The 13,478-nt window shown below is 52.6% G+C and carries 12 protein-coding genes; all 12 read left to right on the top strand.

Annotation, left to right across the window (positions count from 1 at the left end):
- Positions 1 to 16: 16 nt before the first annotated feature.
- The 12 genes from EAE_RS07240 (at position 17) to EAE_RS07185 (ending at position 13,432) form a co-directional block, all read left to right on the top strand.
- Entirely contained in the window at positions 17 to 436 is a 420-nt protein-coding gene (locus EAE_RS07240; protein ID WP_015703917.1) for a F0F1 ATP synthase subunit epsilon, read from the top strand.
- Positions 437 to 1,142: 706 nt separating this feature from the next.
- Entirely contained in the window at positions 1,143 to 2,513 is a 1,371-nt protein-coding gene (glmU, locus tag EAE_RS07235) for a bifunctional UDP-N-acetylglucosamine diphosphorylase/glucosamine-1-phosphate N-acetyltransferase GlmU (RefSeq protein ID WP_015369010.1), read from the top strand.
- Between the two features lie 185 nt (positions 2,514 to 2,698).
- Entirely contained in the window at positions 2,699 to 4,528 is a 1,830-nt protein-coding gene (glmS, locus tag EAE_RS07230) for a glutamine--fructose-6-phosphate transaminase (isomerizing) (protein WP_015703916.1), read from the top strand.
- Positions 4,529 to 4,695: 167 nt separating this feature from the next.
- Positions 4,696 to 5,274: a hypothetical protein gene (locus tag EAE_RS07225; RefSeq protein WP_015703915.1), complete on the top strand. Its 579-nt coding sequence runs from the start codon at positions 4,696 to 4,698 to the stop codon at positions 5,272 to 5,274.
- Between the two features lie 226 nt (positions 5,275 to 5,500).
- A complete protein-coding gene (pstS, locus tag EAE_RS07220; RefSeq protein ID WP_015369012.1) occupies positions 5,501 to 6,541 on the top strand; it encodes a phosphate ABC transporter substrate-binding protein PstS in 1,041 nt (346 codons plus the stop codon).
- A 125-nt stretch (positions 6,542 to 6,666) separates the two neighbouring features.
- Positions 6,667 to 7,626 (top strand): phosphate ABC transporter permease PstC, encoded by a 960-nt coding sequence (pstC, locus tag EAE_RS07215; RefSeq protein WP_015703914.1) that lies wholly within the window; start codon positions 6,667 to 6,669, stop codon positions 7,624 to 7,626.
- The gene (pstA, locus tag EAE_RS07210) at positions 7,626 to 8,516 is read left to right on the top strand and encodes a phosphate ABC transporter permease PstA (protein WP_015369014.1); all 891 of its coding nucleotides are present in this window, start codon (positions 7,626 to 7,628) and stop codon (positions 8,514 to 8,516) included. The genes pstC and pstA overlap by 1 nt, the downstream gene beginning before the upstream one ends.
- Positions 8,517 to 8,562: 46 nt before the next feature.
- Positions 8,563 to 9,336: a phosphate ABC transporter ATP-binding protein PstB gene (pstB, locus tag EAE_RS07205; protein WP_015369015.1), complete on the top strand. Its 774-nt coding sequence runs from the start codon at positions 8,563 to 8,565 to the stop codon at positions 9,334 to 9,336.
- A 49-nt stretch (positions 9,337 to 9,385) separates the two neighbouring features.
- A complete protein-coding gene (gene phoU / locus EAE_RS07200) occupies positions 9,386 to 10,111 on the top strand; it encodes a phosphate signaling complex protein PhoU (RefSeq protein WP_004145007.1) in 726 nt (241 codons plus the stop codon).
- Positions 10,112 to 10,277: 166 nt separating this feature from the next.
- Positions 10,278 to 10,478 (top strand): hypothetical protein, encoded by a 201-nt coding sequence (locus EAE_RS07195; protein ID WP_015703913.1) that lies wholly within the window; start codon positions 10,278 to 10,280, stop codon positions 10,476 to 10,478.
- A 110-nt stretch (positions 10,479 to 10,588) separates the two neighbouring features.
- On the top strand, positions 10,589 to 12,223 hold the full coding sequence (locus EAE_RS07190) for a carbohydrate porin (protein WP_015703912.1): 1,635 nt from the start codon (positions 10,589 to 10,591) through the stop codon (positions 12,221 to 12,223).
- Positions 12,224 to 12,265: 42 nt separating this feature from the next.
- On the top strand, positions 12,266 to 13,432 hold the full coding sequence (locus tag EAE_RS07185) for an alpha/beta hydrolase-fold protein (protein ID WP_015703911.1): 1,167 nt from the start codon (positions 12,266 to 12,268) through the stop codon (positions 13,430 to 13,432).
- The last annotated feature ends 46 nt before the right edge of the window (positions 13,433 to 13,478 follow it).

Genomic DNA, 13,478 nt, shown 5'->3' with positions numbered 1-13,478 from the left:
TTAATCGGAGGGTGATATGGCAATGACTTACCACCTGGATGTCGTCAGCGCAGAGAAACAGATGTTCTCTGGCCTGGTCGAGAAAATCCAGGTAACGGGTAGCGAAGGTGAGCTGGGTATTTTCCCGGGTCACGCGCCGCTGCTCACCGCCATTAAGCCTGGTATGATTCGCATCGTTAAACAGTTCGGTCACGAAGAGTTTATCTATCTGTCCGGCGGCATTCTTGAAGTGCAACCGGGCAACGTGATCGTTCTGGCCGATACGGCAATTCGTGGTCAGGATCTCGACGAAGCGCGAGCCCTGGAAGCGAAACGTAAAGCGGAAGAGCACATCAAGAGCTCTCACGGCGACGTGGATTACGCTCAGGCGTCCGCGGAACTGGCCAAAGCGATCGCTAAACTGCGCGTTATCGAATTGACCAAAAAAGCGATGTAACACCGGCTTGAAAGCTAAAAGCCAGTCTGGAAACAGACTGGCTTTTTTTATGCTTAATACGACAGCGGTGACGTCGGACAAAACACACTCCCCCTTAATTGTTATTGATTAGTTAAATGATGAAGCGTAGACTGATTTTTGTGATGCAAATCACAAAAAAAAACACTATCAAACCGCACCTGCAATCTGGAAATCATCATGAAACTGTTCCACAAAATCATCGCCAAATTTAGCGCCCTGAGCTTCTGATCGCCGCGCTACCGTCCTGCTTTCACGCACTATCGCTCATCAAAACGACAACACATGCGATGTGAAACAACGGAAAAGAGGTCACCCGAGGGTGGCCTCTTTGCTTTTTATGCCTCTCTTTAACCACTTTCCAGCCCAAACTCATTGACCTTTCCCGCCCGGGACAGGCTAAAATTCTGTCAGGTTATAAACTTACGGTTTATCAGCGATAACGGTAAACACTGCTTTATTCAAGTGGTAAAAAAACAGCAAAAGCAGTGAGATAGAAGGTCATTCCCCTCACTATCATCGTTTTTCAGCGTTAAACTGTTTTACGATGGTTAAAAATAGCGCCCTAAAATGGTGTATAGCATTGAGCCTGGACGTTTTCTCCGCGTCTCGTTTCATGATGAAAAATATGTAGCAATTTCAACGTGAAAGGCTTTTACTTTTCGTTCTAACAGCTGTCAGGATGCGTATGTCAAACAGTGCGATGAGCGTGGTTATCCTTGCCGCAGGCAAAGGGACCCGCATGTATTCCGATCTTCCTAAGGTGCTGCATACTCTGGCCGGGAAGCCAATGGTGCAACACGTCATTGATGCGGCTAAAGATTTAGGCGCTGCCGCGGTACACCTGGTGTACGGCCACGGCGGCGATCTGCTGCGTCAAACGTTGCATGAAGATAACCTCAACTGGGTGCTGCAAGCAGAGCAGCTCGGTACCGGCCATGCGATGCAGCAGGCGGCGCCGTTCTTCAATGATGATGAAGATATCTTGATGCTCTATGGCGATGTGCCGCTGATTTCGGTTGAAACCCTACAGCGCCTGCGCGCCGCAAAACCGCAGGGCGGTATTGGCCTGTTGACGGTGAAGCTGGATGATCCAACCGGTTATGGGCGTATCACGCGTGAAAATGGCCAGGTGACAGGTATCGTTGAGCATAAAGACGCCAGCGAAGCTCAGCGCCAGATTCAGGAAATCAATACCGGGATTCTGGTTGCTAACGGCGCGGACCTGAAACGCTGGCTGGCGAAGCTCACCAACAATAACGCCCAGGGCGAATACTACATCACCGATATTATCGCGATGGCCCATCAGGAAGGTCATGAGATCGTTGCGGTGCATCCTCAGCGCCTGAGCGAAGTTGAAGGGGTGAACAATCGCCTGCAACTTGCGCGTCTGGAAAGAGTGTATCAGTCAGAGCAGGCGGAAAAACTGCTGTTGGCGGGCGTGATGCTGCGCGATCCGGCGCGTTTCGATCTGCGCGGCGTGCTGAAACACGGGCGCGATGTCGAAATTGATACTAACGTTATTCTGCAAGGTCATGTCGTGCTGGGCGATCGCGTGAAGATCGGCGCCGGCTGCGTCATCAAAGACAGCGTCATCGGTGATGACTGCGAAATCAGCCCGTATAGCGTGGTTGAAGATGCGCAGCTGCAGGCCGCCTGCACCATCGGCCCGTTTGCGCGTTTGCGTCCGGGGGCTGAGCTGCTGGAAGGCGCTCACGTCGGCAACTTTGTCGAAATGAAGAAAGCGCGTCTGGGCAAAGGTTCGAAGGCAGGTCATCTCTCCTACCTCGGCGATGCTGAAATTGGCGACAACGTTAATATCGGCGCGGGTACTATCACCTGTAACTATGATGGCGCAAATAAGCATAAAACGATCATCGGCGATGATGTGTTTGTCGGTTCTGATACGCAACTGGTCGCGCCGGTCAGCGTCGGTAATGGCGTGACGATTGCCGCGGGCACCACCGTCACGCGTAATATAGCTGACAACGAACTGGTGCTAAGTCGCGTGCCGCAGGTCCACAAACAGGGCTGGCAGCGACCGGTGAAGAAAAAGTAGTGATTAGATTGTCGCCGGGTGAGAGATCGCCCGGCGAACCAGGATGAGAGGATCAATATAGGTCCCCGTCCGCAGGCAGTACTATAAAAATAACCCCACTCTCTACAAGGCTCGGGGCGCCCGTAAAGGGCAAATACAGGTCAGCGACAACGCATGGCATATCGCCATTATCAGGAAATTTAACTATGTGTGGAATTGTTGGCGCAGTCGCGCAGCGTGATATTGCTGAAATCCTTCTCGAAGGTTTACGTCGTCTGGAATACCGTGGCTATGACTCTGCCGGTCTGGCTGTGGTCGATAACGAAGGTCATATGACCCGCGTTCGTCGTCTCGGTAAAGTTCAGATGCTGGCTCAGGCGGTAGAAGAGCAACCGTTACACGGCGGTACCGGGATTGCCCATACCCGCTGGGCGACGCACGGCGAGCCGTCTGAGAGCAATGCGCATCCGCATGTTTCTGAACATATTGCGGTGGTCCATAACGGGATCATCGAGAACCATGAGCCGCTGCGCGCCCTGCTGCAGTCTCGCGGCTATGTCTTCGTCTCTGAGACCGATACCGAAGTTATCGCGCATCTGGTGCACTGGGAGCTGGAACAGGGCGGTACCTTGCGTGAAGCCGTACTGCGTGCAATCCCGCAGCTGCGCGGCGCCTATGGTACGGTGATCATGGATACCCGCGATCCGGGGACGCTGCTGGCGGCACGCTCAGGCAGCCCGCTGGTCATTGGCCTGGGCATGGGCGAAAACTTTATCGCTTCTGACCAGCTGGCGCTGCTACCGGTGACCCGCCGCTTTATCTTCCTCGAAGAGGGTGATATTGCCGAAGTTACCCGTCGTACGGTGGTGATTTTCGATAAATCCGGCGCGGAAGTGAATCGCCAGGAGATCGAATCTAATCTGCAGTATGACGCCGGTGATAAGGGGATTTATCGCCACTATATGCAGAAAGAGATTTATGAGCAGCCGAACGCGATTAAGAACACCCTGACCGGGCGCATCAGCCATGGCGAGGTCGATCTCAGCGAGCTGGGGCCGAATGCCAACGCGCTGCTGTCGCAGGTTGAGCATATCCAGATTGTTGCCTGCGGAACCTCGTATAACTCCGGGATGGTCTCCCGTTACTGGTTCGAAGCGTTAGCCGGCGTGCCGTGCGATGTCGAGATTGCTTCGGAATTCCGCTACCGCAAATCCGCGGTGCGCCGCAACAGCCTGATGATCACCCTCTCCCAGTCCGGTGAGACGGCGGATACCCTGGCGGCGCTGCGCCTCTCTAAAGAGCTTGGCTATCTGGGTTCGTTGGCCATCTGCAACGTTCCGGGCTCTTCGCTGGTGCGCGAGTCTGACCTGGCGTTGATGACCAAAGCCGGTACCGAAATCGGCGTGGCATCGACCAAAGCCTTTACCACTCAGCTGACCGTGCTGTTGATGCTGGTGGCGAAACTGGCGCGTCTCAAGGGCCAGGATGCGGCTATCGAGCAGGATATCGTGCATGGCCTGCAGGCGCTGCCGAACCGTATCGAGCAGATGCTGTCGCAGGATAAGCGCATCGAACAGCTGGCGGAACGTTTCTCCGATAAGCATCACGCGCTGTTCCTTGGCCGCGGCGATCAGTACCCGATCGCGCTGGAAGGGGCGCTGAAGCTGAAAGAGATCTCCTACATTCATGCTGAAGCTTATGCGGCGGGCGAGCTGAAACACGGCCCGCTGGCGCTGATTGATGCCGAAATGCCGGTCATCGTTGTGGCGCCGAACAACGAACTGTTGGAAAAACTGAAATCCAATATTGAAGAAGTTCGCGCCCGCGGCGGTGAACTGTACGTCTTCGCCGATGGAGACGCCGGTTTCAGCGGCAGCGACAACATGCACATCATCGAGATGCCACATGTCGAAGAGGTGATTGCGCCGATCTTCTACACCGTGCCGCTGCAGCTGCTGGCTTATCACGTTGCGCTGATCAAAGGCACCGACGTTGACCAGCCGCGTAACCTGGCGAAATCGGTGACCGTAGAGTAATCAGGCTGTACGGACCGACACTCTTGTGAGTGACGCTATAATCCGGTATTTCTGCAAGGGATACCGGATTTTTTTATCAGCTATCAACGGTTGATTGTGTGTTTGCGGATAGCGTTACCGCCATTGCTTATAAAAACCAATGAAATTTACTCAGTGGCGCTTCTAAAATGAAAAACTTATGTGGTAATAATTTCTTAGCGCTTCTCAAGCATGGTGTGGAAATCGATCAACTTATCAAGCGAAGAGATAGAGATGAGATCGCGCAGCATACAACAACAGATATGATGAGTTTGTCTCATGGGCAACGCTTATCACCTTCTCCGCTAGTTCCTGCTTGTATTTATTTGATATTAATTATTATTTTTTCAGTTAATGCGGCTTTTATATTGCAGAGTCTCCAACTTACTCCGCCCCGTTTTCTGGCTTTCTACTTTCCGCTGCTATTAGGGGTTATTGTTATAACCAGCTTAGCTGCAGGGTTAGTAGGTCGAGGTCATGCTGTTGGATTACGTATTTTTATGTACCTATATCTCGCCAATTTGTTTGTTTTTTGTCTAGTCCTGGCGCTTGCCGTCATCGCAGATGAAGCTATTGCTGCCAATAAGGTCATTCTTTTTATGTGTGAGATAGCCGTACTCTGGTTAGGCCGTAGATTGATGAATGGAACGGCTTTTACACTGTTTACGCTTTATCGCCGTACGATCAGGCTTGCTATGGTTGCCCAACATCTCAACGTTGCCAGATGATTTTACGCTATCCATAATGATGTAATAAAAGCAAAAACTTCCTGTCATATGACCAAAAGATAAAAGTGTAATCAATTGATATAATTAATTTTATTTTAGGTTTTCTTACTTTGCCCTGGCATGTCATAAAACTGTCATAATTCGTACATTTTACTGTCACCTGTTTGTCCTATTTTGCTCACCATAGCTTCGAAACAACGGTTTACGAATCCCAGCAGGAGACATTATGAACGTTATGCGTACCACCGTCGCAACAGTTGTCGCCGCGACCTTATCGATGAGCGCTTTCTCTGCTTTCGCAGCAGCAAGCCTGACTGGCGCAGGTGCAACTTTCCCTGCTCCGGTGTATGCCAAATGGGCTGATACCTATCAGAAAGAAACGGGCAATAAAGTTAACTACCAGGGTATCGGTTCCTCTGGCGGCGTTAAACAGATTATTGCCAACACCGTGGATTTCGGTGCTTCTGATGCTCCTCTGGCTGATGACAAACTGGCGCAGGAAGGCCTGTTCCAGTTCCCGACCGTTATCGGCGGCGTGGTGCTGGCGGTTAACCTGCCGGGCGTTAAATCCGGCGAGCTGGTGCTCGATGGTAAAACCCTCGGCGACATCTATCTGGGCAAAATCAAAAAATGGGATGACGAAGCGATCGCTAAACTCAACCCTGGCTTGAAACTGCCGGCTCAGAACATCGCCGTGGTTCGCCGCGCGGATGGTTCCGGTACTTCCTTCGTCTTCACCAGCTATCTGGCGAAAGTGAACGAAGAGTGGAAATCTAAAATTGGCGCAGGCTCTACCGTAAACTGGCCAACCGGCCTGGGCGGTAAAGGCAACGACGGTATCGCAGCCTTCGTTCAGCGTCTGCCGGGCGCTATCGGCTACGTCGAGTATGCTTACGCTAAGCAGAATAACCTGGCCTACACCAAACTGCTGTCCGCTGACGGCAAGCCGGTCAGCCCGACGGAAGATAACTTCGCTAATGCGGCGAAAGGTATCGACTGGAGCAAGTCCTTCGCTCAGGACCTGACTAACCAGAAAGGTGAAAATGCATGGCCGATCACCTCAACCACTTTCATCCTCGTCCACAAGGCCTCCAATAAGCCGGAGAATACCGCGGAAGTGCTGAAGTTCTTCGACTGGGCATACAAAAACGGCGGCAAAGAAGCGAATGCGCTGGATTACGCCAGCCTGCCGGACAGCGTGGTTGAGCAGGTTCGCGCCGCATGGAAAACCAACGTGAAAGACAGCAGCGGTAAAGCGCTGTACTAATACCCGCGGAATGTCGAGCTGCCGGCTAGCTTCCAGCAGCTCGAATTATTTCGGGTATAGCATTACCTTTGCCCGTAAGCTCAGTAAAATGCTGGCTTTTTGGGCCCGAACTTAAAGAGTAACCTATGGCTGCAACCAAGCCGGCATTCAACCCTCCGGGGAAAAAGGGTGACATGATCTTCAGCGCGCTGGTGAAACTGGCTGCGCTGATTGTGCTATTGATGCTGGGTGGCATCATCGTTTCCCTCATCATCTCTTCATGGCCAAGTATTCAGAAATTTGGCTTTTCCTTTTTGTGGACCAAAGAGTGGGATGCGCCGAATGAAATCTTCGGTGCGCTGGTACCGATTTACGGGACTCTGGTTACCTCAATTATCGCGTTGTTGATCGCCGTTCCGGTGAGCTTCGGCATCGCGCTGTTCCTGACTGAACTCTCCCCGGCCTGGCTAAAACGCCCGCTGGGTATCGCTATTGAGCTGCTGGCGGCAATCCCGAGTATCGTATACGGCATGTGGGGCCTGTTTATTTTTGCTCCGCTGTTTGCGACTTACTTCCAGGAACCAGTCGGCAACGTCCTTTCGACGATCCCGTTTGTCGGCGCGCTGTTTGCCGGCCCGGCGTTCGGTATCGGCATCCTTGCGGCCGGCGTCATTCTGGCCATCATGATCATTCCTTATATCGCCGCCGTAATGCGTGACGTCTTCGAGCAGACGCCGGTGATGATGAAAGAGTCCGCATATGGGATCGGCTGCACCACGTGGGAGGTAATTTGGCGCATCGTGCTGCCGTTCACCAAAAACGGGGTGATTGGCGGCGTCATGCTCGGCCTGGGCCGCGCGCTGGGTGAAACCATGGCCGTCACCTTTATTATCGGTAACACCTATCAGCTCGACAGCGCTTCACTGTATATGCCGGGCAACAGTATTACCTCGGCGCTGGCCAATGAATTCGCGGAAGCGGAAAGCGGCCTGCACGTAGCGGCGCTGATGGAACTGGGTCTGATCCTGTTCGTTATCACCTTTATCGTTCTGGCCGCGTCGAAGTTCATGATTATGCGTCTCGCTAAGAACGAGGGGGCACGCTAATGGCAACGATCGAATTGCAAACCACCGCCGCGCTGGCGGAATCCCGTCGCAAGATGCAGGCTAAGCGCCGCCTGAAGAACCGCATCGCCCTGACCCTGTCGATGGCGACCATGGCATTCGGCCTCTTCTGGCTTATCTGGATCCTGATGTCGACCATTACGCGTGGCATCGACGGCATGAGTCTGGCGCTGTTTACCGAAATGACGCCGCCGCCGAATACCGCGGGCGGCGGTCTGGCGAACGCCCTGGCGGGCAGCGGCCTGCTGATCCTGTGGGCGACCGTTTTTGGTACGCCGCTTGGCATCATGGCCGGTATCTATCTGGCGGAGTACGGCAGAAAGTCGGTACTGGCGGAAATCATCCGCTTTATTAACGATATTCTGCTTTCCGCGCCATCTATCGTCGTGGGGCTGTTCGTCTACACCATCGTGGTGGCGCAGATGCAGCACTTCTCCGGCTGGGCGGGCGTTATCGCGCTGGCGCTGCTGCAGGTGCCAATCGTGATTCGTACCACTGAAAACATGCTGAAGCTGGTGCCGGATAGCCTGCGTGAAGCAGCCTATGCGCTGGGGACGCCGAAGTGGAAGATGATTTCCGCGATCACCCTTAAGGCGTCGGTATCCGGCATTATGACCGGTATCCTGCTGGCCATTGCCCGTATCGCCGGGGAGACGGCGCCGCTGCTGTTCACCGCGCTCTCCAACCAGTTCTGGAGCACCGATATGATGCAGCCGATCGCCAACCTGCCGGTGACCATTTTTAAATTTGCCATGAGTCCGTTCGCGGAATGGCAGCAACTGGCATGGGCCGGGGTATTGATTATCACCCTGTGCGTCTTGCTGCTGAATATTCTGGCGCGCGTTGTCTTCGCGAAGAAGAAACACGGTTAATTTTTGCGGCGCGGCCTAAGCGGCGCCGAATGAGGAAGAGATTGAGATGAGTATGGTGAACGCGAATCCGGGTAAAATTTCAGTTCGTGACCTGAACTTCTACTACGGCAAATTCCATGCCCTGAAGAACATCAACCTGGATATCGCTAAGAACCAGGTAACGGCGTTTATCGGCCCGTCAGGCTGCGGTAAATCCACTCTGCTGCGTACGTTCAACAAGATGTTTGAGCTGTACCCGGAGCAGCGTGCGGAAGGCGAAATTCTGCTGGATGGCGACAATATTCTCACCAATACCCAGGATATCGCGCTGCTGCGCGCGAAAGTAGGGATGGTATTCCAGAAGCCGACGCCGTTCCCGATGTCTATCTACGACAACATCGCCTTCGGCGTGCGTCTGTTCGAGAAGCTGTCGCGTGCCGATATGGACGAGCGCGTACAGTGGGCGTTGACCAAAGCCGCATTATGGAATGAAACCAAAGATAAACTGCACCAGAGCGGGTATTCTCTCTCCGGTGGTCAGCAGCAGCGTCTGTGTATCGCCCGCGGTATCGCGATTCGCCCGGAAGTGCTGCTGCTCGATGAACCTTGCTCAGCGCTGGACCCGATCTCCACCGGGCGCATCGAGGAACTTATCACCGAGCTGAAGCAGGATTACACCGTCGTTATCGTTACCCACAACATGCAGCAGGCTGCGCGTTGTTCCGACCATACGGCATTTATGTATCTTGGCGAGCTGATTGAATTCAGCAACACGGACGATCTGTTTACCAAGCCCGCTAAGAAGCAAACTGAAGATTATATTACTGGCCGCTACGGTTGATTGCCCTTCTGCTTTCAGGTGCTAACCCGATGGGCAATCAGGAGACATCATGGATAACTTAAATCTTAATAAACATATTTCCGGCCAGTTCAACGCAGAACTGGAGTACATTCGCACCCAGGTGATGACCATGGGTGGGCTGGTGGAGCAACAGCTTTCTGATGCGATCACCGCGATGCATAATCAGGACAGCGATCTGGCGAAGCGCGTAATCGACGGCGACAAGCAGGTCAATATGATGGAAGTGGCGATCGACGAGGCCTGTGTGCGTATCATCGCTAAACGTCAGCCGACCGCCAGCGACCTGCGCCTGGTGATGGCGATCATCAAGACTATCGCCGAGCTGGAACGTATTGGCGACGTGGCGGATAAAATCTGCCGTACCGCGCTGGAGAAGTTTTCCCAGCAGCACCAGCCGCTGCTGGTGAGCCTGGAGTCGCTAGGCCGCCATACCGTACAGATGCTGCATGATGTGCTGGATGCCTTTGCGCGTATGGATCTTGATGAAGCGGTACGTATCTATCGCGAAGACAAGAAAGTCGATCAGGAATATGAAGGCATCGTGCGTCAACTGATGACCTATATGATGGAAGATTCACGTACTATTCCTAGCGTTCTGACCGCGCTGTTCTGCGCGCGCTCCATCGAGCGTATCGGCGATCGCTGCCAGAATATCTGCGAATATATTTTCTACTTCGTTAAAGGCCAGGATTTCCGTCACGTAGGCGGCGACGAACTGGATAAACTACTCGCGGGTAAAGATCCGAAAGAGTAAAAATCATGGTGGCCGATTCTGGTAAAGGAAATTATCAGAATCGACTATGATTTTGCGCATCTCTGAAATATTGCTGCGATTATCGTCACAATTAATACTCTGGCTATTTGAGTTTTAAATTTTCTCGCGTAACAATCCTTCTCACTGACTGAGCGCTGAAGCTCAGATGGTTAAAATGGATTGTTACTGCGACAGCAGGCAAAACCTGATATTGCCCCAGACGGCGATGTCAGGTTTTTTTGTTTTAGACGCTGAATGGTTTGCTGATAAGGGTTGCTACCGCAATGAGCGGGCAAAACCTGAAGAGGATTATCTGTTAATGCAGATGGTCTCCTTCAGGTTTTTTTTTGCCACTTATTCGGCATGAAAATAAAAGCTGCAGTTACGTGGAATGGTATTAATGCAGTTTATTAAAAACATAACGCTATTTATTCGTTACGTGTTTCATTTACGCCAATGCTTATATAAGGGATTATTATGATTAGAAGAAATATGATCGCTTCGGCGATGGTTTTGCTGGCGCCGCTTTCTTATTCAACAAATCTTATTGCCGGACAGCTTACGGTTGAACAACGATTGGCGCTTCTGGAAAAAGCGCTTCAGGACACGCAAAAAGAACTCAAGAAATATCAGGATCAGGAGAAAAAAAGAAACCAGGTTTGGGCCGCCTGGTCGCAACCGGTAAATAGCCAGAAGAGCCAGAGTGCGAAAGCGCCTACGGCGACCCAAGCGGCCGTTAAGCCAGACGCGGTACTGGTCAAAAATGAACAGCCGGCGCAGGGCGGTGAGCCAGCCTATAGCGCCATGACGCTGAAAGATTTTAGCAAATTCGTGAAAGATGAAATTGGCTTTAGCTATAACGGCTATTACCGTTCTGGCTGGGGAACCGCCTCGCACGGCTCGCCAAAATCGTGGGCCATCGGCTCGCTTGGCCGTTTGGGTAACGAGTATTCCGGCTGGTTTGATTTACAGCTTAAACAGCGTGTTTTTCAGGAAGGCGACAAACGTGTGGACGCCATCGTGATGCTCGATGGCAACGTGGGTCAGCAATATTCTGCCGGCTGGTTTGGCGACAACGCCGGCGGCGAAAACTACCTTCAGTTCTCGGATATGTACGTCAACACCAAAGGCTTTTTGCCGTTTGCCCCGGAAGCGGATTTTTGGGTCGGTAAGCACGGTGCGCCGAAAATCGAGATCCAGATGCTGGACTGGAAAACACAAAGAACCGATGCGGCAGCTGGCGTAGGGCTTGAAAACTGGAAAGTGGGCGCCGGTAAATTTGATATCGCGCTGGTGCGCGAAGATATTGATGATTACGACCGCTCTTTGACTAATAAGCAGCAAATTAATACCAATACCCTGGATGTGCGTTACAAAGATATTCCGCTGTGGGATAAAGCCTCGCTGATGGTGAGCGGGCGCTATGTCGCCGCCAATCAAAGCTCATCAGAGAAATATAAAGAGGGGAATGAAGGTTACTACCAATGGAAAGATACCTGGATGGTGGGAACTTCGTTAACGCAGAAATTTGATAACGGCGGCTTTAACGAGTTCTCATTATTACTGGCGAATAACTCCATCGCCAGCAGCTTCTCGCGCTATGCCGGTTCGAGCCCGTATACCACCAATAATGGGCGCTATTATGGCGATCATACCAACGGCACCGCCGTGCGCTTAACCTCGCAGGGGGAAACCTATTTGCGCGATGATGTCATTATGGCGAATGCAATCGTCTACTCATTTGGTAATGACGTCTATAGCTATGAAACCGGCGCCCATTCAGACTTTGAATCTATTCGCGCTGTGATTCGTCCGGCATATATCTGGAATAAATATAATCAGACCGGCGTTGAATTGGGCTACTTCAAACAGCAGAACAAAGATGTGACGGGCAAGAAATATAACGAATCCGGTTATAAGACCACCTTATTCCATACCTTCAAAGTTAATACCAGTATGCTGACCTCGCGCCCGGAAATCCGTTTTTATGCGACTTATATTAAAGCCGAAGATATCGACCTGGATAAGGCCGCTAACAATACCACCGCGGTTTTTGAAGATGGCAAGAACGACCAGTTCGCACTCGGCGCGCAGGCCGAAATTTGGTGGTAAGGCCGCAAGCGCCTGCTCATAAAAACGTAAAAAGGAATCAAGATGAAACGACATGCAATCTACTTCACCCTGGCGCTGGCTGGCGCCACATTTACGGCGCACGCCGCACCGCTGCCGACGATGCCTGATGCCGCCATTCCTGTCAGCCAATATATTACTCAGGTGAATACGGATAACAGTGTGACTTTCCGGTTATTTGCCCCCGATGCCAGGCGCGTTTCCGTCGTCACGGGGTCGACGCCGGATACCTTTGTCTCTCATGACATGACCAAAGATACCCAGGGCGTATGGACGTGGAAGAGCGATCGCCTGGCCGCCAATCTTTATGAGTACTACTTCGACGTGGACGGTTTTCGTTCTGTCGATACCGGCAGCCGTTATCAGAAGCCGCAGCGCCAGGTGAATACCAGCCTGATACTGGTGCCCGGCAGCATTCTTGACGATCGGGCAGTCCCGCACGGCGATCTGCGTACCGTCACCTACCATTCGACGGCGCTTAAGTCAGAACGCCGCGTCTACGTCTGGACGCCGCCGGGCTATAACGGCAGCGGCGAACCGTTGCCGGTGCTCTATTTCTACCACGGTTTTGGCGATAGCGGCCTGTCGGCCATCGATCAGGGACGCATCCCGCAAATGATGGATAACCTGCTGGCTGAGGGCAAAATCAAGCCGATGCTGGTGGTGGTGCCGGATACCGAAACCGATATTCCTCAAGCGATCGCGGAAAACTTCCCGCCGCAGGAGCGGCGTAAAAACTTCTATCCACTCAATGCGAAAGCCGCAGACAACGAATTGATGCACGACATCATTCCGCTGATCGACTCCCGATTTAATGTGCGTAAAGATGCCGACGGCCGGGTGCTGGCGGGGCTGTCGCAGGGCGGTTATCAGGCGCTGGTGTCCGGGATGAACCATCTTGAGAGCTTCGGGTGGCTTGCCACCTTTAGCGGGGTTACGACAACCACGGTTCCCGATGCTGGCGTGGAGGCGCAGTTGAATAACCCTGACGCCATCAATAAGCAACTGCGTAACTTTACGCTGGTGGTTGGCGAAAAAGACGCCGTCACTGGCAAAGATATTGTCGGCCTGAAAAGCGAACTGGAAAAGCAGAAGATCAAATTTGATTACCACTCTTATCCCGGCCTGAATCATGAAATGGACGTCTGGCGTCCGGCCTATGCCGAGTTTGTGCAAAAGCTCTTTAAATAACCGTCAGGGGGCATGGCGCCCCCTGTCTCAACCAGTAAAGGAAGAT

Origin of the sequence: Klebsiella aerogenes KCTC 2190, assembly GCF_000215745.1 — a bacterium.
GTDB lineage: Bacteria > Pseudomonadota > Gammaproteobacteria > Enterobacterales > Enterobacteriaceae > Klebsiella > Klebsiella aerogenes.
The sequence above is the reverse complement of the archived record's forward strand: the minus strand, read 5'-3'. Positions and strand labels throughout refer to the sequence as shown.

Bases quoted from the DNA above. Each gene is read 5' to 3' on its own strand.
- EAE_RS07190 (WP_015703912.1), top strand. From the start codon at position 10,589: ATGATTAGAAGAAATATGATCGCTTCGGCGATGGTTTTGCTGGCGCCG.
- EAE_RS07225 (WP_015703915.1), top strand. From the start codon at position 4,696: ATGAAAAACTTATGTGGTAATAATTTCTTAGCGCTTCTCAAGCATGGT.
- EAE_RS07195 (WP_015703913.1), top strand. From the start codon at position 10,278: ATGGTTAAAATGGATTGTTACTGCGACAGCAGGCAAAACCTGATATTG.
- EAE_RS07240 (WP_015703917.1), top strand. From the start codon at position 17: ATGGCAATGACTTACCACCTGGATGTCGTCAGCGCAGAGAAACAGATG.
- pstA (WP_015369014.1), top strand. From the start codon at position 7,626: ATGGCAACGATCGAATTGCAAACCACCGCCGCGCTGGCGGAATCCCGT.
- glmS (WP_015703916.1), top strand. From the start codon at position 2,699: ATGTGTGGAATTGTTGGCGCAGTCGCGCAGCGTGATATTGCTGAAATC.
- glmU (WP_015369010.1), top strand. From the start codon at position 1,143: ATGTCAAACAGTGCGATGAGCGTGGTTATCCTTGCCGCAGGCAAAGGG.
- EAE_RS07185 (WP_015703911.1), top strand. From the start codon at position 12,266: ATGAAACGACATGCAATCTACTTCACCCTGGCGCTGGCTGGCGCCACA.
- phoU (WP_004145007.1), top strand. From the start codon at position 9,386: ATGGATAACTTAAATCTTAATAAACATATTTCCGGCCAGTTCAACGCA.
- pstC (WP_015703914.1), top strand. From the start codon at position 6,667: ATGGCTGCAACCAAGCCGGCATTCAACCCTCCGGGGAAAAAGGGTGAC.
- pstS (WP_015369012.1), top strand. From the start codon at position 5,501: ATGAACGTTATGCGTACCACCGTCGCAACAGTTGTCGCCGCGACCTTA.
- pstB (WP_015369015.1), top strand. From the start codon at position 8,563: ATGAGTATGGTGAACGCGAATCCGGGTAAAATTTCAGTTCGTGACCTG.